This is a genomic window from Caldicellulosiruptor naganoensis (assembly GCF_026914285.1).
Classification (GTDB): domain Bacteria; phylum Bacillota; class Thermoanaerobacteria; order Caldicellulosiruptorales; family Caldicellulosiruptoraceae; genus Caldicellulosiruptor; species Caldicellulosiruptor naganoensis.
The window spans coordinates 1,085,001-1,107,779 of the sequence record NZ_CP113864.1; the positions used below are offsets into that span (position 1 = coordinate 1,085,001).

At 36.9% G+C, this 22,779-nt stretch carries 18 protein-coding genes, 1 tRNA gene, 2 rRNA genes and 1 pseudogene (1 of these 22 cut by a window edge); 18 read left to right on the forward strand and 4 right to left on the reverse strand.

Features of this window, described 5'->3' with window-relative positions; translation table 11 throughout:
• The 14 genes from OTJ99_RS05120 to trpA form a co-directional block, all read left to right on the forward strand.
• Positions 1 to 1,496 (forward strand): 23S ribosomal RNA (locus OTJ99_RS05120); it begins 1,472 nt to the left of the window's first position.
• A gap of 62 nt (positions 1,497 to 1,558) precedes the next feature.
• Positions 1,559 to 1,675 (forward strand): 5S ribosomal RNA (gene rrf, locus OTJ99_RS05125).
• 507 nt (positions 1,676 to 2,182) lie between these two features.
• Positions 2,183 to 3,031 (forward strand): hypothetical protein, encoded by an 849-nt coding sequence (locus OTJ99_RS05130; protein ID WP_045164980.1) that lies wholly within the window; start codon positions 2,183 to 2,185, stop codon positions 3,029 to 3,031.
• A 143-nt stretch (positions 3,032 to 3,174) separates the two neighbouring features.
• Positions 3,175 to 3,693, forward strand: coding sequence for a shikimate kinase (locus OTJ99_RS05135; RefSeq protein WP_045164979.1), 519 nt, complete (start codon positions 3,175 to 3,177; stop codon positions 3,691 to 3,693).
• Entirely contained in the window at positions 3,690 to 4,562 is an 873-nt protein-coding gene (locus tag OTJ99_RS05140) for a TIM barrel protein (protein ID WP_045164978.1), read from the forward strand. Before OTJ99_RS05135 ends, OTJ99_RS05140 begins: the two co-directional genes overlap by 4 nt.
• The gene (gene aroQ / locus OTJ99_RS05145) at positions 4,559 to 5,005 is read left to right on the forward strand and encodes a type II 3-dehydroquinate dehydratase (protein ID WP_045164977.1); all 447 of its coding nucleotides are present in this window, start codon (positions 4,559 to 4,561) and stop codon (positions 5,003 to 5,005) included. The genes OTJ99_RS05140 and aroQ overlap by 4 nt, the downstream gene beginning before the upstream one ends.
• Before the next feature lie 23 nt (positions 5,006 to 5,028).
• The gene (locus OTJ99_RS05150) at positions 5,029 to 6,093 is read left to right on the forward strand and encodes a M24 family metallopeptidase (RefSeq protein WP_045164976.1); all 1,065 of its coding nucleotides are present in this window, start codon (positions 5,029 to 5,031) and stop codon (positions 6,091 to 6,093) included.
• A gap of 201 nt (positions 6,094 to 6,294) precedes the next feature.
• Positions 6,295 to 7,662, forward strand: coding sequence for an anthranilate synthase component I family protein (locus tag OTJ99_RS05155; RefSeq protein ID WP_045164975.1), 1,368 nt, complete (start codon positions 6,295 to 6,297; stop codon positions 7,660 to 7,662).
• On the forward strand, positions 7,643 to 8,254 hold the full coding sequence (locus OTJ99_RS05160; protein WP_045164974.1) for an anthranilate synthase component II: 612 nt from the start codon (positions 7,643 to 7,645) through the stop codon (positions 8,252 to 8,254). The genes OTJ99_RS05155 and OTJ99_RS05160 overlap by 20 nt, the downstream gene beginning before the upstream one ends.
• Positions 8,235 to 9,245 (forward strand): anthranilate phosphoribosyltransferase, encoded by a 1,011-nt coding sequence (gene trpD / locus OTJ99_RS05165; RefSeq protein WP_045164973.1) that lies wholly within the window; start codon positions 8,235 to 8,237, stop codon positions 9,243 to 9,245. The genes OTJ99_RS05160 and trpD overlap by 20 nt, the downstream gene beginning before the upstream one ends.
• Positions 9,246 to 9,249: 4 nt before the next feature.
• Positions 9,250 to 10,032: an indole-3-glycerol phosphate synthase TrpC gene (gene trpC, locus OTJ99_RS05170; RefSeq protein ID WP_045164972.1), complete on the forward strand. Its 783-nt coding sequence runs from the start codon at positions 9,250 to 9,252 to the stop codon at positions 10,030 to 10,032.
• A complete protein-coding gene (locus OTJ99_RS05175) occupies positions 10,029 to 10,643 on the forward strand; it encodes a phosphoribosylanthranilate isomerase (RefSeq protein WP_045164971.1) in 615 nt (204 codons plus the stop codon). The genes trpC and OTJ99_RS05175 overlap by 4 nt, the downstream gene beginning before the upstream one ends.
• A complete protein-coding gene (trpB, locus tag OTJ99_RS05180) occupies positions 10,636 to 11,811 on the forward strand; it encodes a tryptophan synthase subunit beta (protein WP_045164970.1) in 1,176 nt (391 codons plus the stop codon). The genes OTJ99_RS05175 and trpB overlap by 8 nt, the downstream gene beginning before the upstream one ends.
• A gap of 2 nt (positions 11,812 to 11,813) precedes the next feature.
• Complete coding sequence (trpA, locus tag OTJ99_RS05185) at positions 11,814 to 12,575, forward strand: tryptophan synthase subunit alpha (RefSeq protein ID WP_045165546.1); 762 nt, start codon at positions 11,814 to 11,816, stop codon at positions 12,573 to 12,575.
• A gap of 69 nt (positions 12,576 to 12,644) precedes the next feature.
• Here the strand turns inward: trpA and argF are convergent, their stop codons facing one another.
• The 4 genes and pseudogenes from argF to asnB all read right to left on the reverse strand — a co-directional run bounded on the left by argF (position 12,645) and on the right by asnB (position 19,817).
• Positions 12,645 to 13,571 carry an ornithine carbamoyltransferase gene (gene argF / locus OTJ99_RS05190; protein WP_045164969.1) on the reverse strand — a complete coding sequence of 309 codons (927 nt, stop codon included), beginning with the start codon at positions 13,569 to 13,571 and terminating at the stop codon, positions 12,645 to 12,647.
• Positions 13,546 to 16,779, reverse strand: coding sequence for a carbamoyl-phosphate synthase (glutamine-hydrolyzing) large subunit (gene carB, locus OTJ99_RS05195; protein WP_045164968.1), 3,234 nt, complete (start codon positions 16,777 to 16,779; stop codon positions 13,546 to 13,548). The genes argF and carB overlap by 26 nt, the downstream gene beginning before the upstream one ends.
• A gap of 6 nt (positions 16,780 to 16,785) precedes the next feature.
• On the reverse strand, positions 16,786 to 17,856 hold the full coding sequence (gene carA / locus OTJ99_RS05200; RefSeq protein WP_045164967.1) for a glutamine-hydrolyzing carbamoyl-phosphate synthase small subunit: 1,071 nt from the start codon (positions 17,854 to 17,856) through the stop codon (positions 16,786 to 16,788).
• A gap of 126 nt (positions 17,857 to 17,982) precedes the next feature.
• Positions 17,983 to 19,817 (reverse strand): annotated as a pseudogene (asnB, locus tag OTJ99_RS13025) (asparagine synthase (glutamine-hydrolyzing)).
• A 185-nt stretch (positions 19,818 to 20,002) separates the two neighbouring features.
• Between asnB and OTJ99_RS05220 the strand changes: the two are divergent.
• The 4 genes from OTJ99_RS05220 (at position 20,003) to OTJ99_RS05235 (ending at position 22,711) form a co-directional block, all read left to right on the forward strand.
• Positions 20,003 to 20,094, forward strand: a tRNA-Ser gene (locus OTJ99_RS05220).
• A 280-nt stretch (positions 20,095 to 20,374) separates the two neighbouring features.
• On the forward strand, positions 20,375 to 21,226 hold the full coding sequence (ispE, locus tag OTJ99_RS05225) for a 4-(cytidine 5'-diphospho)-2-C-methyl-D-erythritol kinase (protein ID WP_045164966.1): 852 nt from the start codon (positions 20,375 to 20,377) through the stop codon (positions 21,224 to 21,226).
• A 35-nt stretch (positions 21,227 to 21,261) separates the two neighbouring features.
• On the forward strand, positions 21,262 to 21,942 hold the full coding sequence (locus OTJ99_RS05230) for a GntR family transcriptional regulator (RefSeq protein ID WP_045164965.1): 681 nt from the start codon (positions 21,262 to 21,264) through the stop codon (positions 21,940 to 21,942).
• A gap of 16 nt (positions 21,943 to 21,958) precedes the next feature.
• On the forward strand, positions 21,959 to 22,711 hold the full coding sequence (locus tag OTJ99_RS05235) for a nucleotidyltransferase family protein (protein WP_045164964.1): 753 nt from the start codon (positions 21,959 to 21,961) through the stop codon (positions 22,709 to 22,711).
• The last annotated feature ends 68 nt before the right edge of the window (positions 22,712 to 22,779 follow it).

The following is a 22,779-nucleotide window of genomic DNA, read 5'->3' on the forward strand; positions in this document are numbered from 1 at the left end:
TGAGCCACCTGCCGGAGGTTATCCTACGGGGCGGGACGCAGGAGGAGCAGGCAACCGGGGGGTTGGTTGACCCCGGCCAAGCGGCGAGCGGGGGTGTGTAGGCAAATCCGCACACCCGACAACCGTGAGCCGTGATGGGGAGCCGAAGGTAAAGTAGGCGAAGTGCCGTGCTTCACACTGCCAAGAAAAGCGTCGCGTAGGCGAAGGCAGGTGCCCGTACTGGAAACCGACACAGGTGGGCGAGGAGAGTATCCACAGACGGACGGGTTAAGCACCGCTAAGGAACTCGGCAAACTGACCCCGTAACTTCGGGAGAAGGGGTGCCCTGAGGTGATGAGCTTCAGGGTCGCAGGGAAGAGGCCCAAGCGACTGTTTATCAAAAACACAGGTCTCTGCTAAGCCGAAAGGCGAGGTATAGGGGCCGACGCCTGCCCGGTGCTGGAAGGTTAAGGGGAGGGGTGATGAGCTCCGAACCGAAGCCCCAGTGAACGGCGGCCGTAACTATAACGGTCCTAAGGTAGCGAAATTCCTTGTCGGGTAAGTTCCGACCCGCACGAAAGGCGTAACGACTTGGGCGCTGTCTTGGCGGTGTGCCCGGCGAAATTGTGGTACCAGTGAAGACGCTGGTTACCCGCGGTTGGACAGAAAGACCCCGTGGAGCTTTACTGCAGCCTGGCACTGTGTTTTGGTGTGCCCTGTACAGGATAGGTGGGAGGCTGAGAAGGGGAGGCGCCAGCTTCCCTGGAGCCGCCGGTGGGATACCACCCTGGGTGCACTGGGGCACTAACCAGACACTCTGAACCGAGTGATGGGACACTGCCAGGTGGGCAGTTTGACTGGGGCGGTCGCCTCCTAAAGGGTAACGGAGGCGCCCAAAGGTCACCTCAGCACGGATGGAAATCGTGCGGTAGGAGTGCAAAGGCGTTAAGGTGGCTTGACTGTGAGACCGACAGGTCGAGCAGGGACGAAAGTCGGGCTTAGTGATCCGGCGGTTTTCAAGTGGGAGAGCCGTCGCTCAACGGATAAAAGTTACCCCGGGGATAACAGGCTGATCTCCCCCGAGAGTCCCCATCGACGGGGAGGTTTGGCACCTCGATGTCGGCTCATCGCATCCTGGGGCTGAAGTAGGTCCCAAGGGTTGGGCTGTTCGCCCATTAAAGCGGTACGTGAGCTGGGTTCAGAACGTCGTGAGACAGTTCGGTCCTTATCCGCCGCGGGCGCAGGGTATTTGAGGGGAGCTGACCCTAGTACGAGAGGACCGGGTTGGACGGACCGCTGGTTTACCAGTTGTCCCGCCAGGGGCACGGCTGGGAAGCCAAGTCCGGATGGGATAAACGCTGAAAGCATCTAAGCGTGAAGCCCACCCCAAGATGAGATACCCCACACCCTAAAAGGGTGGTAAGGGCCCTGGAAGACTACCAGGTAGATAGGCCGCATGTGTAAGCGCTGTGAGGCGTTGAGCAAGGCGGTACTAATGGCCCGAGGAGCTTGACCGGTATAGCGCCTTACCCTATTCACTTGCGAGGCTGCTGAAAAAAGGTAAGAAGAAGCAAACAAATCCGGTGGCGAAAGAGCGAGGGAAACACCCGTTCCCATTCCGAACACGGAAGTTAAGCCTCGCAACGCCGATGATACTGTGCTGGCGACGGCACGGGAAAGTAGGTGGCTGCCGGGTTTGTTTGTTTTATTTTTTGTGTAAATGTTATATTTTTAACAATACCTATCTTCCATCTAATATATTTGTACTTATGTCAGTATAAAAAAGCTTTTATATATGTTAATACAGGTCCTTAGAGGCCATGTCAGAAACTTTACGTCGAATAAGAACTTGTTTACGTTTATGATAGCTCTTAAAAGGACTTATTGTGTAACATCTTAGACAAGATGATATTCAGCAGAGATTTTCATTACAAAATTCAGATAGAATTCTATATTACGTTCAATAAACTTATGGAGAGTATCTTTATTCTCTTTCGTTGACTCTTCTGTTAATCTATTCCAATCTACTGCTTATTACTCCTGCTATAAATTAAGCGTTCTGAGATACAAAAAAGTTCAAAGTGATTTGGATTACAAAAATATTAAGAAATCTTGTAAATTTGCTTACCAGTATTGATACCCTTTTTTTGATAGGGTATGATTATAATTAGAAAGACAGACATTATGTAAAGGATGAACGAAAATGCTTAGGAGAATGATAGCAAAGGCCCTGATATTACTTATAATTTCATTGATAATAGCCCTTATTATCGAAAGCTTGTTTATGACAGCAAGTGCAAAAAATTTAAATAAATTGCCGGCTTCAGTTCAAAAAGCGTCAAAATCTGTAAAGCAAAATATACAAAAAGAATTGGTTTTCCAGCAGCAGGTGGATTTGAACTCAGACTCGCAGGTAGATACAATAAGCGTTTGGCTGGATAAAAGCCAGAAAAAGTATGTGTTGAGTGTAAACAGTGCCTTTTATCAACCAAAAGAAAATATTTTACAGGTAATTGGAACTGAAATAGTAGATATAGACAGCAGTGATCAATACAAAGAAGTTCTGTTTCATTATAAGTCAAATAAGGGTGAAAAGTATGTGATATTAGATTATCATAAAGGTAAAGCGCTCAAAGAACTTCTTAGCTCAGATTCAAAACCGCTCATTTTTGGAAATAAAGAAGTTATCGTTGAAGTAAATATGGACTTTTGGATAAAAAGAGAAATATATGTCTTAAGCCAGACACTTTCTGGTGTACGGACCTTAAAACTTACTCCACAAGAGTTGTACAATGTTGGTGTTTTTGCATATGTTAAAAAACCCTTTGTTTTGTACTCTTATAGAGACCAAAAAAGCAGCAAACTAACAATTACAAGAAAGGGAGAAAAGATAGAAATAGTAGGGTGCGACACATCTAATTGGTTCAAAGATCAATCGAAGAAGAACAATAAACTTTACGATTGGTACCTTATAAAAACAGAAAAAGGCTTACAAGGCTGGGCAATGCTCAAAGATTTTATGAACTACATTGAGATTATAAAGACTCAATAGAAAGTGAGAAAGTAAAATATTTTTAATAAGGCCATTCGATTGTAAGAATGGTCTTTTTATTTTTTCAATATAAAGATTTTATGGTATAATAAATACAAACTTTCACACTATACGGCTTATTAAAAAAGGAAAGGTATATTAAAATGAAGAACATTGTCCTAACAGGATTTATGGGAAGTGGCAAGACAACCATAGGGAGATTAATTGCAGAAAAATTGAAGATTGATCTTGTTGACACCGACTCTGAGATAATAAAAGAGTTTGGGCTGACAATTGACCAGATATTCGAAATACATGGCGAGAAAAAATTTAGAGAATGCGAAAAAAGAGTTATTGAAAGAGTTTCAAAGCTTGAAAACGTTGTTATATCAACAGGTGGAGGAGTTGTTTTGGATCCTGAAAATGTAAGACTTTTAAGAAAAAATGGAGTCATTTATTTTTTGTACGCATCTCCTGAAAGTATTCTAAAAAGGTTAAAAGATGATAACACAAGACCGCTTCTGAAAAATGGTGACAAACTTAGCAACATTATAAGACTTATGAACCTGAGAATGCCGTTTTATAAGAACTGTGATTTTGAGATAAACACAGATATCTTAAGTCCTGATCTTGTAGCTGAGAAGATAATTTCAATCCATATGGCAAAGGAGAGTTGGAAATGACAAGGTTTGGGCCTGCAGGTAACTCCCAGAGCTTTTACGATGCAGGATACAAGTCCAGTGTTGAAGCACCAAAGTGGCTTCATTCTATAGGGCTTTCAGCTTATGAATATCAATGCAATAAGGGTGTAAACATTTCAAAGGAGAAAGCAAGGCAAATAGGAGAAGAAGCCAAAAAGTATGATATACTTATATCTATTCATGCTCCTTATTATATAAACCTTGGCAGTCAAGAGGAAGAAAAATTGCAAAAGTCAAAAGAATATATTTATGAATGTGTTGAAATTGCAAAAGAAATGAAAGCTGAGCGGATTGTGTTTCATCCTGGTTCTTGTGCAAAGGTTGACAGAAAACTTGCTTTTGAGACAGCCAAAAAAGCTATACTTGAGGTTGTAAATGTAGTCAAGGAAATGAAAGCAGAAGGAATTTTTTTGTGTCCTGAGACAATGGGTAAGAAAAACAACCTTGGAAGTGTGGATGAGATAATAGAAATATGCAAGTTGGACGAAATTCTTCTTCCGACAGTTGACTTTGGACATATAAATGCATTTACTGGTGGGAGTTTAAAGACTAAAGAAGATTTTGTGATTCTTTTGAAAAAATTTATTGACCAGCTTGGATATGAAAGAATGAAAAGATTTCACAGCCATTTTAGCAGAATTGAATACACATCACAAGGAGAAAAGAAACACTGGAACTATGAAGACAAACAATATGAACCTGACTTTGAACCTTTGGCCGAAGCCCTTGTTGAGCTAAAGCTTGAGCCTGTTATTATCTGTGAGTCAAAAGATTATATGAGTGAAGATGCAATTGTGCTAAAGAAGATATACCTGGAAATATTAGAAAAGAGGATGGGAGAAATAAAATGAAAAAGATTTTGATTATAAATGGACCTAATCTTAACCTTTTGGGTGTTAGAGAGAAAAATATATATGGCACAACAACTTATAATGAACTATTAGAAATAATATCGAAAAAAGCGAGTGAACTCGGGTTAGATGTCCTTTTTTTTCAATCAAATCATGAAGGTGAAATAATAGATAGAATCCACAGAGCACTTGAGGAGAATATAGAAGGTATAATTATCAACCCAGGTGCCTACACTCATTATAGTTATGCTATACACGATGCAATAAAGGCCGTCAACCTTCCAACCATTGAAGTTCATATTTCCAATATTCACGCAAGAGAAGAGTTCAGAAAAAGAAGTGTAATTGCACCCGCATGTATAGGGCAAATTTCAGGCTTTGGTATCAAGAGCTATATAATTGCACTGTATGCGCTAAAAGAGATTTTAAATCGAGACAACTAAAATACAAAGGTGAGGGATATTAAGTGATTGATAACAGAATTGAAAAACTTTTCGATAAAGATGAAAAAATTGAGGCAGTATTTGTATCAAAAAAAGAGAATGTTAGATATCTTAGCAACTTCAAAGGGGATGAGAGTTTTTTACTACTTACAAGAAATGGGAAAAGATATCTTCTCACAGATTTCAGATATATAGAGCAAGCTAAAAAAGAAACGTGTGGATTTGAGATTATTGACTATAAAGGAAAGCTTTTTGAAACTGTTTTGGATATACTCTCTCAAAATCAGATAGACTCACTTTATTTTGAGGGGTACAACCTCACCTATTCAACATTTTCTGAGATGAAAGAAAAAATAGGTGAAAAAATCTATCCTCTTTCCTTTAGCATTGATGAAATAAGAGCTCTTAAAGATGAAGATGAAATTGAGCTTATAAAAAGAGCTGTTGAAATTACAGATAAAGCTTTTGAACATATTCTGAATTTTATAAAACCGGGTGTTACAGAAAACGAAATTGTTGCAGAGCTTAACTATTTTATATTAAAAAATGGTGCAAAAGGGTTTTCATTTGAGCCCATTGTTGCATCTGGAAAGAGAAGTTCACTCCCACACGGTACAGCTACAAATAAAAAGATAGAATATAGGGATGCAGTGATAATAGATTTTGGTTGCATATATGACGGTTACATGTCAGATATGACAAGAACAATATTTGTTGGTAGTCCTGATGATACTATGATTCGCATATACAATATTGTAAAAGAAGCACAGCAAAAAGCAGAAGAATTTATAACTGAGGGACTCAAATGCCTTGAGGTAGATAAAATTGCTCGAGATTATATAGGATGTTTTGGCTACATGGAAAGGTTTGGGCACTCATTGGGACATGGAGTTGGCCTTGAGATACATGAGCTTCCAAGGCTTTCGCCAAAGTCAGAGACAATTTTAGAAGAAAATATGATTGTAACAGTTGAGCCAGGCATTTATATTGAAGACTTGGGTGGTGTGAGAATAGAAGATATGGTAGTTGTAAAGAAAGACGGGTGTAAGGTTTTGACAAGCTCTACAAAAGAGTTGATAATTCTCTAAGTTACAATTTTTCGATTTTCCAGAGTTTCCCATTGCAAGATTTTAGATTTTTTGATATACTGAAATTAACTGGAGTTAGGTGAGAAAGATCTTATAGATAAAGTATAAAATTACACAAGGAATAGAAAAAGCAGAGTTTTTAAATTAAGATGAGACGAGACGAGATGAGAATAGAAGAGAGGAGAGGAGATGAGCTACAAGATGAAGAAGGCGGCATACGTGCGCCCCGATAGCTCATCGGGGCTTTTTCGTTATCAAGGTGCAGTTTATAATATTCCTTTCTTTGAGGAATATTCCAACAATTCAATAGACATATCTCATATTGATTTTGAGTCAATAAAAGAAGATTACTTTTACTTCGAAAGTTCTCAAATAGTAGCATTCTGTTATGATATTCTTTTGTCCATTAAGGTGTTTGGAAACAGAATTGAATTTGAAGATAGTTCTACTAAAATAATTGAGTACAAAGAAGTTTTAGAAAAGACCAATAACATCTTAATGCATCTTATTGAAAAGAATGCCTTCATTACAACACGGTTTAATTACCATGCCATAAATTTAATAGAAGATATTTACTCTACTGATGAGCCATATATCGTATTCACTGTATACAAAAAGAATTTTTTGGTTGACAAAATCTCAGGGATTAGCAAAGTAGTTATTCCTAAAGGGCTTGAATTCAAAGGCAAAGACTTTGTCAAATTTAATAAAAATACCAAAAAAGTAACAAGTAGAGTTTTGTACAACACACCAAAAGATTACTACATCAGCATAGTCAAACAAGCAAAAGAGGATATAAGAAATGGAGAAATTTTTCAGATTGTACTGTCTCAAGTGATAAAGATAAAAAGCGATATTTCAACAAACCAGCTCTTTTACAAAATGAAAGAAAAGAATCCGTCTGAGTATTCTATTGTAATAAATACCAAAGATGAGCAGATTGTTTGTTTTTCACCAGAGACGCTGATTAAAAAGGAGAAAAACATTGTAAAGACATTTCCTATTGCTGGCACATACAGAATCAATGATGGTGATGATGTTGGACAAAAGAAGATAGAAATATTAAAAGACAAGAAAGAAATCAGTGAACACGTCATGCTTGTAGATCTGGCCAGAAATGATTTGGGAAGAATCTCAAAGGCCGGCACGGTAAAGGTAGAAGAGTATCTACAAATAAAAAAGCTTTATAACCTCATACACATCTACTCAGTTGTCACAGGTGAGCTGGAAGAGAAAAATCTTATAAAAGCAATACTTTCAGTGTTTCCGGCAGGAACACTTACAGGTGCACCAAAGGTAAGAGCTATGCAACTTATAGAAAAATATGAAAGTCAAAGACGGGGACTTTATGGGGGAGCAATAGGTTATATTTATAAAGACTCCCTTGACTTGGCAATTGCAATCAGAATGGCCATAAAAGACAAAAAAGAAAATACTTTCCTTCTTCAGAGCGGAGCTGGAATTGTTAATCTTTCTATTCCTGAGAATGAATATCAAGAGTGTTTAACGAAGCTGAGAGCCTTTTTGAAAATTATGGAGGTGGATGAGAATGATATTGTTAATAGATAACTACGATTCATTTACATTCAATATTTATCAGATGATTGCAAGCAAAACTCAGGTAGTAGTTTTTAGAAACGACAAGGTTACAATTGACACCATACAAAAACTAAGCCCTGCAGGAATAATAATCTCACCTGGGCCAGGAAGTCCCAAAGATGCAGGTATTTCATCAGAGGTAGTAAAGAAGTTCGCGGGGGTAGTCCCAATATTGGGGGTATGTTTGGGACATCAGGTGATAGGCGAATGTTTTGGAGCAAGAGTTGTGCATGCAAAATCTATATACCATGGAATGAGGTCTCGAGTAGACTTATTAGAAGCAGGTAAAAGAAGTCCACTTTACAAAGGTGTGCCAGACAGGTTCTTTGCAGGCAGATACCATTCTTTGGTTGTAGAAAAGACAGCATCATTGCAGGGACTCAAAATAGCCGCAGTAAGTGAAGATGACGAGGTTATGTCAATTTTAAATGATGAGCTAAAAATATATGGAATTCAATTTCACCCTGAATCAATATTGACACCTGATGGGGAAAAGATATTACAGAACTTTTTAGATTTGTGTTATGGGCAGGTGAAAGAAGATGCTCAAAGAGGCGCTTGAGGTTATAACAGCAAAAAAAGATTTGGATTATGTCCAAGTAAAAAGACTTTTGGAAAGCATACTTGATGGCGAGCTTGATGAGATAAAGTTTGGAGCTTTTTTGGCAGCACTCAAAACAAAGGGGGAAACAAAAGAAGAAATTTCTGCTTTTGTCGACGCATTTTATGAAAAGGCTCAAAAGATTGAATATAGTCACCCAAAAACCATAGACACATGCGGCACTGGTGGAGATGGCAAAGGTACATTCAATATTTCAACTGCAAGTGCGATAGTTCTTAGCTGCTTTGATTTAAAGGTTGCAAAACATGGTAACAGAAGTATTACGAGCAACTCTGGCTCTGCAGACATCTTAGAGAATTTGGGAATAGATATTCAGGCATCAGCTCAAAAGATTTTAGAAGGCTTAGAAAGGCTTAATTTTGCATTTTTATTTGCACCCGTGTACCATCCAGCAATAAAAAAGGTAGCAAATGTGAGAAAGTCGCTTGGTATAAGAACAGTTTTTAACATCTTAGGTCCGCTTTTGAACCCTGTAAGTTTGAACTATCAAGTTGTTGGTGCTTTTGATTGTGAAGCACAGGAAAAGATAGCTTCTGTTTTGAAAGGAAGAAGAAAAAGAGCGGCCGTTGTCCACAGCCTTGATGGGCTTGATGAAATTTCGGTTTCACAAAAAACAAGAGTTTTAGAGTTGCAAGGTGATAATGTCAAAGAATACTACATAGACCCAAAAGAGTATGGTATAGAGTACACACTTGATGATATTAAAGGATATACCCCGCAAGAGAATGCAAAAATTCTGATGAGTATTTTAAATGGCGAGGTTTCTGCTTATTATTGGGCAGTTGTTCTAAATTCTGCTTTTGCTCTTTATATTGCCGAGGTTGCAAATGATATTGAAGAAGGTATTGCTTTGTGCCAAAGTGCAATAAAAAAAGGTGATGCTATGTTAAAGCTTAAAGATTTGCAACAACACTATAAAGTGGGGGCTTAAAAAAGTGAGTGTACTTGAAAAGATATTAGATGTCAAGAAGAAAGAAGTCGAAAAGTGCAAACAATTAGTTCCAGTTACAAAAATGAAAAAATTAGCTATTGAAAAGTGCACTTCTACATCTTGCGAAAACAAGTTCAAGGAGATCTTTAAAAAAGAGAATTTTTGTATCATTGGTGAAATAAAGCGTGCATCTCCATCTGAAGGCATAATTTCTGAAAATGTTGATGTCAAAGAAATCGCAAAGCTTTATGAGAGCTTAGGGTTCTTTGCAATATCTGTGCTGACAGAAAAGAACTTTTTCAAGGGAACTGAACAGGACTTGATGGATGTCAAAAGTGCTACTTCTCTCCCTGTTTTGAGGAAGGATTTCATCATCGACATATGGCAACTGTACCAGACAAAAATAATCGGTGCAGATGCTGCTTTACTTATCACAAAAGCCTTGAGTGAGAAGCAGCTCAGCATTTTTATAAAGGTGTTAGAGATTCTTGACATTGTTCCTCTTGTTGAAGTTGAAAACGAATATGAGATTGAAAAAGCTTTAAATTGCGGGGCTAAATTGATAGGGATTAATAACAGAAATTTGGATGATTTAACAATTGACCTTAAAAAAACAGAAAGACTTTTGAAATATATTCCAAAAGATGTAGCAGTTATAAGCGAAAGTGGGATAAAATCAAGAGAAGACTTTGAGTATATCCGTTCTTTGGGTGTGGATGGCTGTCTTATAGGAACATCCTTTATGAAGACTCAAAATCCTGTTGAGATAATTGGTGAGAGAATATGATAGTGAAGTTTTGCGGCATAAGAAGAGAAGAAGATGTTGAGTACTGCAACATCTTAAGTCCAACTATGATAGGTTTGATCTTTGCCGACAGTCCAAGGAAAGTTGAAAAAGACACTGCAAAGAGACTGCTGGCTATGAAAAATCCTTCTATAAAATCGGTTGGAGTTTTCAAGAACCAAACTCTCAGCGAAGTCTTAAGTATAAGTAAAGATTTAAAACTTGACTTTATACAACTACATGGCAATGAAAGTATCGAGTTTATCACATACTTAAAAAGCCAAGGTTTCAAGATTATTAAAGCAGTCGAGGTAGAGAAGGTAAATGACATTGAAAGATCAAAAATTTATAAGGACATAGTAGACTTTATCCTTCTTGACAGACCAAAGGGGAAGGAGATAGATATAGTTCAGCTTGCAAAAAATGCCGATTTTGATTTTATCGTTGCAGGTGGAATTACACCCGAAAATATTGAAAAATATCTTGCGCTCAATCCTCTTGGGATTGATATCAGTTCAGGGATAGAGACAAATGGATTTAAGGATTTTAACAAAATGAAAACTATCATAGAAAAATTAACAAAATACAAGGTTGGTGAAGTTAAAAATGGATAAGTATTTTGGCAGATTTGGTGGTATGTATGCGCCAGAAACATTGATGCCAGCTCTTTTAGAAATAGAAAAAGAGTTTGTGAGACTAATCGAAGATGAAAATTTTAAATCTGAATATGAGTTTTATCTCAAAAACTATGTTGGAAGACCATCTCCACTCTACTTTGCAAAGAATCTGAGTAAACACCTTGGTGTCAAGATATACCTAAAAAGAGAAGATCTAAACCACACAGGTGCTCATAAGATAAACAACTGTATAGGCCAGGCACTTTTAGCAAAGCACATGGGCAAAAAAAGACTCATTGCTGAAACAGGTGCAGGTCAACACGGTGTTGCAACAGCTACCGTCGCAGCTCTTTTTGACATGGAATGTGAGATATTCATGGGCGAAGAGGATGCAAAAAGACAGTATCATAATGTGCAGAGAATGAAGATGCTTGGTAGCAGTGTGAGGGTTGTTGACAAAGGTAGCAAAACGCTAAAAGATGCTATAAACGAAGCAATGCGTGACTGGAGTGAGACATATGATTACACTTTTTATCTTTTTGGTACCGCTGCAGGCCCACATCCTTTTCCAAGGATAGTAAGATATTTTCAAAGTGTTATTGGCAATGAAACAAAAAAGCAAATTTTAGAGCAAGAGGGAAGACTACCTGACTATGTTTTTGCATGTGTGGGTGGTGGGTCAAACGCAATTGGTATTTTTTCAGCCTTTTTAGATGAGCCTGAGGTAAAGCTGATAGGTGTTGAAGGTGCAGGTGAAGGTGTGAATACTGGGAAGACTGCTGCAACACTTTGCAGCGGCTCTGTGGGCATACTTCATGGTGCAAAGACTTATGTGTTGCAGGATGAAGATGGTCAGATTTTAAACACACATTCAATATCAGCAGGTCTCGACTATCCAGGGGTTGGGCCTGAGCATGCTTATTTGAAAGAGATAGGAAGAGTTGAGTATGTGGGGATAGAAGATGAAAAGGCAGTAGAGGCATTTTTGCTTTTGTGTAAGCTGGAAGGGATTATCCCCGCTTTAGAGAGCTCTCATGCCATTGCAGAGGTTGTAAAAAGGGCAAGAAATGGTATGTTCAAAAAAGACGATGTGGTTGTTATAAATCTTTCTGGAAGAGGAGATAAGGATATTTCTACTATTTTGCAATTTTGGAGGGAAGATTAAAGGTGAATTTGATTGATAAGAAATTTGAGGATCTAAAATCGAAGGGGAAAAAGGCATTTATTGGTTATACAACATTTGGCTATCCATCTAAGGAGGAAACTCTTGATTATATAAAGCTTATCTATTCTTATGTAGATATTTTGGAACTCGGCTTTCCATTTTCTGACCCTGTTGCAGATGGTGAGGTTATTCAAAGAGCGTCTGTTAAAGCCTTGAAAGAAGGTGTGAAATTAGATCATCTTTTTTACAGCATAGAAAAGTTCAAAAAGGACAAACCTGTTGCTATAATGCTTTATGCAAACACAGTTTACAAAAGGGGAATTGAAAAGTTTTTCAAAGATTGCAAAGACTTTGGCGCAGATGCAGTGATTATACCTGATGTTTCGTATGAAGAAAGTGCTGAGTTTAAGGATGCTTGCAGGGAAAATGGAGTGCATTATATTGACCTTGTATCTATAAGCTCAATTGAAAGAGCAAAAATGATTGCAAGAACTTCAAAAGGGTTTGTTTACTGTGTTACAAGAAAAGGTGTTACAGGCTTTAAAGGCGAAATTGACAAAAGCATTTATGAACTATTAAGTGAACTAAAAAAAGTTACTTCAACACCCCTGGCAGTAGGATTTGGAATCAAGAGCAAAGAAGATGTGCTGAGGTTTAAAGAGGTAGCAGACGGCATTGTTATCGGAAGTGCTATTATAAATAAGATTGATGAGGGAAAGGAAGATTTAGCAAGTTTCTTAGAAGCAATTAGAAGTGTCTTATAGAAAACAAAAACAATAGGGCTCCATATCAATTTTTTTGGCTGTTGATATGAAGCCCTTTTTAGAATTATTTCATATTCTCCCTAAACACACAAACACCATAATAGCCTTATGTGCATGGAGCCTGTTTTCGGCCTCATCAAAAACTTTGGATTGAGGACCGTCAATAACCTCAGGAGTAACTTCAAAACCTCTATAAGCGGGAAGACAGTGCAAGAATATTGCATCCTCTTTTGCAAGTTTCATTAGCTCTTGAGTTACCTGGTAACCTTCAAAATCTTTTATCCTCTTTTCTTTTTCCTCTTCTTGCCCCATCGAAACCCACGTGTCTGTGTAGACAACATCTGCATCTTTTACAGCCTCTCTTGGATTGTCGGTAAATATAAGATTGCTACCACTTCTCTTTGCCTCATCTTTAGCAAAGTCAACAACTTCTTTTTTTATTTCATATCCTTTTGGTGTTGCCACTGCTATATCAAGTCCAAGTTTACTTGCACCTACCAAAAGTGTTGCTGCAACATTATTTCCATCGCCAACATAGGCAATTTTCAAATCTTTTAGTCTTCCTTTTTCCTCAAAGATTGTCTGAAAATCAGCTATTATCTGAGTTGGGTGATAGTCATCTGTAAGACCATTTATAACAGGGATTGAAGAATACTTTGCAAATTCTTCAACCTCACTTTGAGCATATGTTCGAATTACAATCAAATCAAGATACCTTGACAAAACCTTTGCAGTGTCTTCTATTGTCTCACCACGACCAAGCTGCAAATCATTTTTACTAAGATAGAGCGAGTATCCACCCAGCTGATTGATTCCCACCTCAAATGATACCCTTGTTCGTGTAGAAGCCTTAGTAAAAATCAAACCTAATGTCTTGTGTTTAAGGTAAGGAAAGAAAAAGCCTCTTTTTACTTCACTTTTTAGCCTACAAGCAAGGTCAACCAAGTACAATATCTCATCTTTTGTCAATTCATTTAAGGAAAGAAAATGTCTCATACTGTTTCATCCTTTCTCCTTTGAACAAGTCATTTAAACAGTAAATATCTCTTTCAAGCTCATCAAGTGAAGTCAACACGTCTACATAGTAAGTTGCTGTATCTATTGAGGTCAAGGTAGTGATGCCAAACTCAACTGAAAGTCTTCGCATTTTGAACCCAAATTCGTAATTTGAATCTTTTGATGGAATGTTTATAATAAATGAAAATTTGTCTTCCATTAGCATTTTTTCAGCAATTTTCTCGTCTATAAACTGAACATTTAAACCTTTTACAATGTTTTTCATACTCTCAGGCATATATACTCTATAATTTATTTCGTATAATTTTCTTATAATTTGTAAAATTGAATCTCTTTCGCTCTCAGGTGCCATGATAAAACAACTACCCTCTTTTACAAACTTATGATTGGATGCAACAAAAGCTTTGTAAAGAGCAACCTTAAGATTTTTAGAAATTCCAAGTACTTCACCTGTTGATTTCATCTCTGGTCCTAAATACGCATCCACTTTCGAGAGTTTTGAGAATGAAAATACAGGTGCTTTTACTGCAAAAAAGTCAGGCTCTTTTACAAGACCAGTTCTGTATCCCAAGTCTCTAAGTTTTTTACCAAGTATCAGTTTTGTAGCTATCTTTATCATTGGAATTCCTGTTACTTTGCTCAAAATTGGCACGGTCCTGCTTGCTCTTGGATTTACCTCGATGACATATACATTTTCATCCTTGTCAATTACAAACTGGATGTTAAAAAGTCCAACAACTTTGAGGGCACGTGCAAGTTTTATTGTATAATCAACAATCTTTTCTTTTACACTTTCTGAAAGCGTATGAGGTGGGAAAACTGCCATGCTGTCGCCTGAATGAACACCAGCTCTTTCAATGTGTTCCATAATACCAGGGATTAAAACGTCCTCACCATCAGAAATTCCATCAACCTCTGCTTCTTTGCCAACAATATACTTGTCAATCAAAATAGGATGCTTTATAGAAATTTCCATTGCCGCTTTAATATATCTTTCAAGCTCTTGCTTGCTGTAGACTATCTCCATTGCCCTACCACCAAGTACATAAGATGGCCTTACCAAAACCGGATAGCCAATCTGCTCTGCTACTTTGATTGCATCTTCTAAGTTGTATGCAGAACCGCCTTGAGGATGAGGTATCTCAAGAGATTTTAAAAGGTTCAAAAACTTGTCTCTGTCCTCAGCGATGTCAATGCTTTCCATTGATGTTCCTAAAATCTTTACTCCATTTTTAGCAATGTAAGAAGCCATATTGATAGCTGTCTGCCCACCAAACTGGACAATTACGCCCATAGGTTTTTCTTGCTTTATAATATCAAGTACGCACTCTTTTGTAAGAGGTTCAAAAAAGAGCTTGTCAGATGTGTCAAAGTCTGTTGAAACAGTTTCAGGATTGTTGTTTATTATTATTGCCTCAACACCTTCTTCTTTTAGTGCAAATATTGAGTGCACACAACAATAGTCAAATTCAATGCCTTGCCCAATTCTAATAGGACCAGAGCCAATAACTATTGCTTTTTTGTTCGAGCTAACTTGAAGGTCAGTTTCACTTTCATATGTTGAGTAAAAGTAGGGAGTTTTTGCCTCAAACTCACCCGCACATGTATCAACCATTTTAAATGAAGGTTTTAATTTACACTTTTCTCTTATTTCAATTACATCATCTACGTCTTCTTTTAGAAGGTTTGCAATATAAGAATCACCAAAACCAAGTTTTTTTGCCTTTTTTAAAAGGTCGTATGGCAAAGAGTCAAGGTCATACTTTTTGAGCTGTTTTGACATCTCTACAATGTTTTTGAATTTTTGTATAAAGAACAAATCAATTTTGCTAAGCTCACTTAAAAATTTGCAGTCATAGTTTCTTGCCAGTGCCTCACAAATTGCAAATATCCTCTCATCATTGGGGATTTTTATATACTCTAAAAGCTCATCATCCTGCATTTCTTCAAATTTCTTGAGTCCAAGCTGGTAATTGATTTTCACATCTAAGGAGTCTATTGCCTTTAGAAATGCTTCTTCAAATGTTCTTCCGATTGCCATTACCTCACCGGTTGATTTCATCTGTGTTCCCAGTCTTCTGTCAGCTTTTTCAAACTTGTCAAAAGGCCAACGTGGAACTTTTACGACTACATAGTCAATAGAAGGCTCAAAACTTGCATATGTGTTTTGAGTAATTGGATTTATTATCTCATCAAGTGTAAGACCTATTGCAATCTTTGCTGCGATTCGAGCAATAGGATAACCTGTTGCTTTTGATGCTAAGGCAGAAGAACGGCTCACCCTTGGATTTACTTCAATAACAACATATTCCATACTGTTTGGATTTAGGGCAAACTGCACATTGCAGCCACCTTCAATTTTGAGACTTCTGATAATATTTATTGCAGCGCTTCTCAGCATCTGATATTCTTTATCAGAAAGGGTCTGCGAAGGAGCGACAACAATGCTATCGCCTGTGTGAATTCCAACTGGGTCAATGTTTTCCATGTTGCACACGGTAATACAGTTGTCTTGACTATCTCTCATCACTTCGTATTCTATTTCTTTCCACCCAAGAACGCTTTGCTCAATCAGAACCTGATGAATTAGAGAAAGTTTCAAACCTTTACTTGCGATGTATTTGAGTTCTTCTTCATTATAGGCAATGCCACCACCTGTGCCACCAAGAGTATATGCAGGACGGACAATTACAGGGTACCCAACCTCTTTCGCAAATTCTAAAGCCTCTTCCACATTATGAGCAATGATACTCTTTGGTACAGGCTCGCCTATCTCAAGCATTGTCTTTTTAAAAAGCTCTCTGTCTTCAGCCTTTTTGATTGTTTCTAATGATGTTCCCAAAAGTTTTACGTTGTATTTTTCAAGCACTCCAGCCTCAGCTAATTCAAATGCCATGTTTAAAGCAGTCTGTCCACCAAGGCCTGCTAAAAGTCCCTGTGGTCTCTCCTTTTTTATTATTTCTTCAATATAGTCAACAGAAATTGGCTCAATATACACTCTGTCAACTATTTCAGTGTCTGTCATAATTGTTGCTGGATTTGAGTTGACAAGTACAACTTCTATTCCTTCCTCTTTTAAAGCACGGCAGGCCTGAGTCCCTGAATAATCAAACTCAGCAGCCTGCCCAATTACTATTGGTCCAGAGCCAATGATTAAAACCTTTTTTATATCTTCTCTCTTTGGCATCTTTTGCTACACTCCATTCAAAAGCTTTATATATTGATCAAAAATGTATTTTGAATCATGTGGACCAGGGCTTGCCTCAGGGTGGTATTGAACAGAAACAATTGGAAGGTCTAAATGAGCAAACCCTTCAACAGTTTTGTCATTGACATTTATATGGGTTATCTTTATTTTGTCGTATTCTTTGTACTCAATTGCATAGTTGTGATTTTGTGAGGTAATGTAGACTTTGCCAGTTGTTAAATCTTTTACGGGATGATTTCCACCATGGTGGCCGAATTTTAGCTTATATGTCTTAAGTCCTAAACAAAGGCCCAAAAGCTGATGTCCTAAACATATTCCAAGGATAGGTTTTTTGAGACTTATAATACTTTTTAGAGTATCAAATATTTCTTCAAGATCAGTAGGATCACCCGGGCCGTTTGAAAATACAAATCCATCAGGATTTACTTTCATTACTTCATCAAGTGAAGCATTGTATGGAAAAACATACAGATCAAGTCCTCTTTTTGATAGCTCTCTTAATATATTCTGCTTTATTCCAAAGTCAAGCACAGCAACCCTCTTGCCATTTCCTTTTATTCTATACATTTCTTTTGTTGAGACTTCTTTTACTAAATGAGGTTTTTGATTCTTATATTCTGCAATTTTATTCAAAAGAAACTCTTTGTTATCAGTCTCTGTTGAAATTATTCCAAGCATAGAACCTTTGTTTCTTATATGCTCTGTGATTGCACGTGTATCCACACCTTCAATTGCAACTATACCGTGTTCTTTTAGATACTCGTCTAACGTCTTTTTTGATCTAAAGTTAGAAGGTGTTTTACATGCTTCTCTTACAATAAAACCCTCAACGTGGGGTTTGTATGATTCAACATCCTCATCGTTTATGCCATAATTTCCTATTAGAGGGTAAGTCATCGTGACAATCTGACCATTGTAAGAAGGGTCTGTGAGCACTTCTTGATAACCTGTCATACATGTATTGAAAACAACCTCACCAATTGTTTCACCTTCTGCACCAAGTGAGATTCCTTCAAATGTAAGTCCATCTTCTAAAACAAGTATTGCTTTCTTCATTTTCATTCTCCTTTTTGACCTTTTTGTATATAAGAGTACCAAAATAACATCGTAACTTCAATACTTAAATATTGCCTGATAAAATTATATCTCAAAATGAATAAAAATACAACAACAATTTTATTTTTATTCGAAATTTACATTATAGTGTTTTGCCCAAAAGTCGAGTTGTACAATGTATCCAAAAAACTGTGGAAGTGTCATGAGCTGTCCAAACCATGGTTTTTCAAATGTAAAGTTAGGATTATCTAAAATTTCTTTGAGCTGCTCTTTATTGATAATTTCAAAAATTGGTGAATGAGATTCTATGATCTTTTTGACTTTTTCACTTACATTTTTCAAATATCTTGGATTATAGGTTTTTGGATAAGGACTCTTTTTGCGATTTTTTACAATTTCAGGTATTAAGTCTTCAAATGCACTTCTTAGAACTCCTTTTTCTGCATTTTCAAGATATTTTACTTTCCACGGAATGTTGTAGAGAAATTCAACAAGTCTATAGTCTGCAAACGGGACTCTTACCTCAAGAGAGTTTGTCATACTCATTCTGTCTTTTCTGTTTAAAAGAGTGAGCATAAACTATTTGACATTTAGATAATAGAGGATCCTGTGACTTAGTTCTTCTTCCGATCAGATTCTGGTAAAATAATTTTTGAAATTGATTGCTGATATTTAGAATTTACATACTCTTTCAGCTCATCTTTTGAATATTTTTGAGACAGGAGTTTTAACCTAAAATCCAAGGATGGCGACCACGGAAAGGTACTTACATCTTTGTAAATGCTGTTCCAATACCATGGGTATCCACCAAAAATCTCATCGCCACATTCACCGGAAAGAGCTACTTTCGCATATTTTCTCACTTCTTTTGTAAATAGCAAAAGTGATGAATCAATGTCGGCCATTCCTGGAAGATCATTTGCAACTGTGGCTTGATAAAGACTTTCTGAGAGTAAATCGTTGTCAATTTCAATTATGGTGTGTTCTGTTCCAATTTCTTTCGAAGCTATTTTTGCAAAGTCTGTATCAAGCGTGGGCTGAAACATATTAAAGGTGTAATACCGTTTATTTTCTTTATAATCAATGGAAAATGTCTTTAACGTTTTGCATTCTCTTTTTAAAGCTTTAGCAGCTACTGTTGTAATAATTGTAGAGTCAAGTCCACCAGATAAGAATGAGCAAATTTCAAAGTCAGATACAAGCTGTCTTTCAATTGCATCAATTACAAGACTTCTAACCATCTCTTTTATTTAATCAACATTTTTGTCAATACTTTGAAACTTTAATTCCCAATATTCTTTTATTGTTATACCTTTTGGATCATATATGACATAATGTGCAGGAGGCAGCTCTATTATATCTTTAAAAATAGCACAAAAGGGTGACCTTGCAGGACAAAGTCCTATAAGTTCATATACTCCTTCCTTGCCGACTACAGGAGAGATAAGAGGATGTCTCAAGAGTGCCTTGATTTCGGAAGCAAACAAAAAGTTACCATTTTTTAGAGAGAAAAACAGAGGTTTTACTCCTAAGTGGTCACGAGCTAAAAAAAGTTCCTTGGTAGTTTCGTTATAAACTGCGAAAGCAAATATCCCATTCAAACGTTTTACACACTCTTCTTTCCAGTGAATATATGATGTTAAAAGTACTTCTGTGTCAGAGTAAGAAGAGAATGTATAACCTTGAGTTTGTAATTCTTTTTTAAGCTCTGGGGTATTGTACAACTCTCCATTGTAAACTATGATATACTTCTGATTGTTGTGCTCTTTTACCATTGGTTGTTTCCAACCTTCAGGATCGATTATGGTAAGTCGCCTGTGACCTAAAAGAGCATTTTTTGAAAGATAAAAACCACCTTCATCAGGGCCACGGTGTAAGAGTACATCTGCCATATTTTTTATGATGTCATCACAGTTTGAAATGTCCTTCCAGTAACATATCCAGCCACTAATTCCACACATGATGTTTTCCTTGTGCGTAGCTTGAAAAAGAATTTCATTTACAATATATTAAACAAGTAACAAATTTGTGATTTAAGGTTTTCTAATACTTTGAAATTTTTAATTCCCCTTGGGTTATTGACATATATGATAAGATGTTTTATAATAAATCTTGCTCTGAGAAAAAAATAGAATTGAAAATAAGCGGAAGGGTGTCCGAGTGGTTTAAGGAGCTGGTCTTGAAAACCAGTGACCCGCTTTACGCGGGCCGTGGGTTCGAATCCCACCCCTTCCGCCATTAATTTTTTAGGAATTTTCGTAGCAAAGAACGCATTAAAAGGACTTGCAAGTTTTTGGACAGATAGTGTAATATTATAATTGAGCACGATAATGCAGGACCATGAATAAAGTGGTCTTTTTTTGTTAATACCTTGTATATAGAGATAACACTTTCAAGGGAATTTCAGGAAAATGTTCCTAATATTTCTATAATTTTTTTTGATAAAATAACTAAATGGAGAATACAATATACAATCTCTGAATTGGTTAATACATCATTGTGAAAGGTGTGGAATGAATTGGTATTAAAGGCTTACGCAAAAATCAACTTAACACTGGATGTCATTTCAAAAAGAGATGATGGTTACCATGAGATCAAAACGATAATGCAAACAGTAGATTTGTATGATATAATCGATATTGAAAAGATAGAAGAAGATAGCATAATTGTAACAACTTCAAGTGAAAACATTCCAACTGACAACAAAAACCATGCATACATTGCTGCGGCTCTTGTGAAAGAACGTTTTGGAGTAAAAGAAGGTGTTAAGATACATATTCAAAAGAATATTCCGATTTCAGCAGGTTTAGCAGGTGGTAGTACTGATGCCGCAGCTGTTTTAAGGGGACTAAATGAAATGTTTAAACTAAACTTAAGCCAAGATGAGCTAATCAAGCTTGGAAGAGAAATTGGTGCAGACGTTCCATTTTGCTTAGTTGGTGGTACAGCCCTTTGTGAGGGGATAGGTGAAAAGGTTACAAAACTAAAGTCGGTGCCAAAGATGAATATATTGATTGCAAAACCAGAGGTATATGTTTCAACTCAAGCAGTTTATGAGGCTCTTGACCTTAACAAAATCAAAAAGAGGCCCAATACAGATGCTATGATTGCAGCAATTGAAGAGGGTAATGTCCGAGAAATTGCCAAAAATTTGTGTAATGTTTTAGAAACTGTTACTGTGAATCAGTATCCTGTAATAAACAGAGTTAAAGACATTATGAGAAATAACAATGCGCTTGGGACTGTCATGACAGGAAGTGGGCCTGCTGTATTTGGGATATTTGCTAACCAGTACGATGCTCTCAAAGCTGTTGACAGGCTAAAGGTTTTTATTAAGGAGATAATCCTGACTACCACATGTGATATTTAAATTTTTAGTAATCAAAAGTAGGAGTTGTGAGAAAAATGAATGAGAAAAATGAATCGCATTATTTTTTGATAGAAAACTATAAACCACTGAGAGAGATAGTATTCGAAAAGCTCAGGGACATGATTGTCAATGGTGAGTTAAAGCCCGGCGAGAGACTGATGGAGATAAAACTTGCAGAGATGCTGGGAGTTTCCAGAACACCAATCAGAGAAGCAATTAGAAAACTTGAGTTGGAAGGACTTGTTGTAATGCTTCCCCGTAAGGGTGCTTATGTTGCGGATATTTCTAAAAAAGAGATTATGGATGTTTTGGAGATAAGAGCTGCTTTGGATAAGTTAGCAGCAGGCCTTGCCGCTCAGAGGATGACAAAATCAGAAAAAGAAGAGCTGAAAAAGGTGCTGGCATCGTTTGAAAAGAATTTTAAGCTGGGTAACATTGAAGGCATGATAAACGATGATATTAGGTTACATGATATCATCTATGTGGGTGCAAAAAATGAAAAACTTCAACATATCATCAATAATTTGCGAGAACAGATTACAAGATTTAGGATTATATATCTAAAGGAGATATACAGAAAAAGTGAAAATCTATTAAATGAACACAAAGAAATTGTAGAAGCAATCTTAAGTGGAGATGCAGACAAAGCACAAAAGGTGGCAGAAGAGCATATAAAAAATCAAGAGATAGAACTAATTAAAGGCTTGAAATTTTAACAAAAAGGTGAAGAATATGGTAAATGCTGTAATATTAGCAGGCTCTGATAAGAGCAAATCAGGGACCCCTTATGAATGTAAAGCATTAATAAAACTGAATGATAAGTTCATGATTGAATATGTCTTAGATGCCGTGTGCAATTCAAAGTATGTTTCACGAATAGTCGTAGTAGGGCCTCTAAGACTTAAAGAAGTATTAGAAGCAAAATATCCAAGGGTAGAGTTTATAGAAGAAGATACATCAATCATGAAGAATGCAAAAAAAGCAATTGAATATCTAAATAGTAATAAAAAAATATTGTTTCTAACTTCGGATTTACCATTTATAACTTCTGAAGCCATAGATCATTTTATTGAAGAGTCAATAAAAACAGGTGCTGATATTTGCTACCCTATTGTCGAAAAAAGTATAAACGATGAAAAGTATCCTCAAATGAAAAGAACATATGGAACAGTAAAAGAGGGGACATTTACAGGTGGGAATGCAATAATTATCAATCCATCAGTATTCGACAGGTGCTACAGGCTTGCTGAAAAACTTGTTGAAAAGCGGAAAAACCCTATCGCGATGGCAAGGTTGATAGGGCCAACTATTCTTTTGCTCTTTTTAACAAAGAAACTTTCAATTCAGCGGGTGGAAAAGAGAGTTTCAAAGGTGTTCAAAGTAAAAGCTAAGGCCATTATCTCTACATACCCTGAGATTGGACAGGATGTTGACAAGGATTCTGATTTAACGGTAGCAAAATTTTATCTTCAGAAAAAAAGATAGAATTCCTATTGAAATTGTGGTATAATATCAATTGATGTAAATATCATTATGTCAATATCTAAATGAAG

Bases quoted from the DNA above. Each gene is read 5' to 3' on its own strand.
- OTJ99_RS05130 (WP_045164980.1), top strand. From the start codon at position 2,183: ATGCTTAGGAGAATGATAGCAAAGGCCCTGATATTACTTATAATTTCA.
- OTJ99_RS05135 (WP_045164979.1), top strand. From the start codon at position 3,175: ATGAAGAACATTGTCCTAACAGGATTTATGGGAAGTGGCAAGACAACC.
- OTJ99_RS05140 (WP_045164978.1), top strand. From the start codon at position 3,690: ATGACAAGGTTTGGGCCTGCAGGTAACTCCCAGAGCTTTTACGATGCA.
- aroQ (WP_045164977.1), top strand. From the start codon at position 4,559: ATGAAAAAGATTTTGATTATAAATGGACCTAATCTTAACCTTTTGGGT.
- OTJ99_RS05155 (WP_045164975.1), top strand. From the start codon at position 6,295: ATGAAGAAGGCGGCATACGTGCGCCCCGATAGCTCATCGGGGCTTTTT.
- OTJ99_RS05160 (WP_045164974.1), top strand. From the start codon at position 7,643: ATGATATTGTTAATAGATAACTACGATTCATTTACATTCAATATTTAT.
- trpD (WP_045164973.1), top strand. From the start codon at position 8,235: ATGCTCAAAGAGGCGCTTGAGGTTATAACAGCAAAAAAAGATTTGGAT.
- OTJ99_RS05175 (WP_045164971.1), top strand. From the start codon at position 10,029: ATGATAGTGAAGTTTTGCGGCATAAGAAGAGAAGAAGATGTTGAGTAC.
- trpB (WP_045164970.1), top strand. From the start codon at position 10,636: ATGGATAAGTATTTTGGCAGATTTGGTGGTATGTATGCGCCAGAAACA.
- argF (WP_045164969.1), bottom strand. From the start codon at position 13,571: ATGAGACATTTTCTTTCCTTAAATGAATTGACAAAAGATGAGATATTG.
- carB (WP_045164968.1), bottom strand. From the start codon at position 16,779: ATGCCAAAGAGAGAAGATATAAAAAAGGTTTTAATCATTGGCTCTGGA.
- carA (WP_045164967.1), bottom strand. From the start codon at position 17,856: ATGAAGAAAGCAATACTTGTTTTAGAAGATGGACTTACATTTGAAGGA.
- OTJ99_RS05230 (WP_045164965.1), top strand. From the start codon at position 21,262: ATGAATGAGAAAAATGAATCGCATTATTTTTTGATAGAAAACTATAAA.
- OTJ99_RS05235 (WP_045164964.1), top strand. From the start codon at position 21,959: ATGGTAAATGCTGTAATATTAGCAGGCTCTGATAAGAGCAAATCAGGG.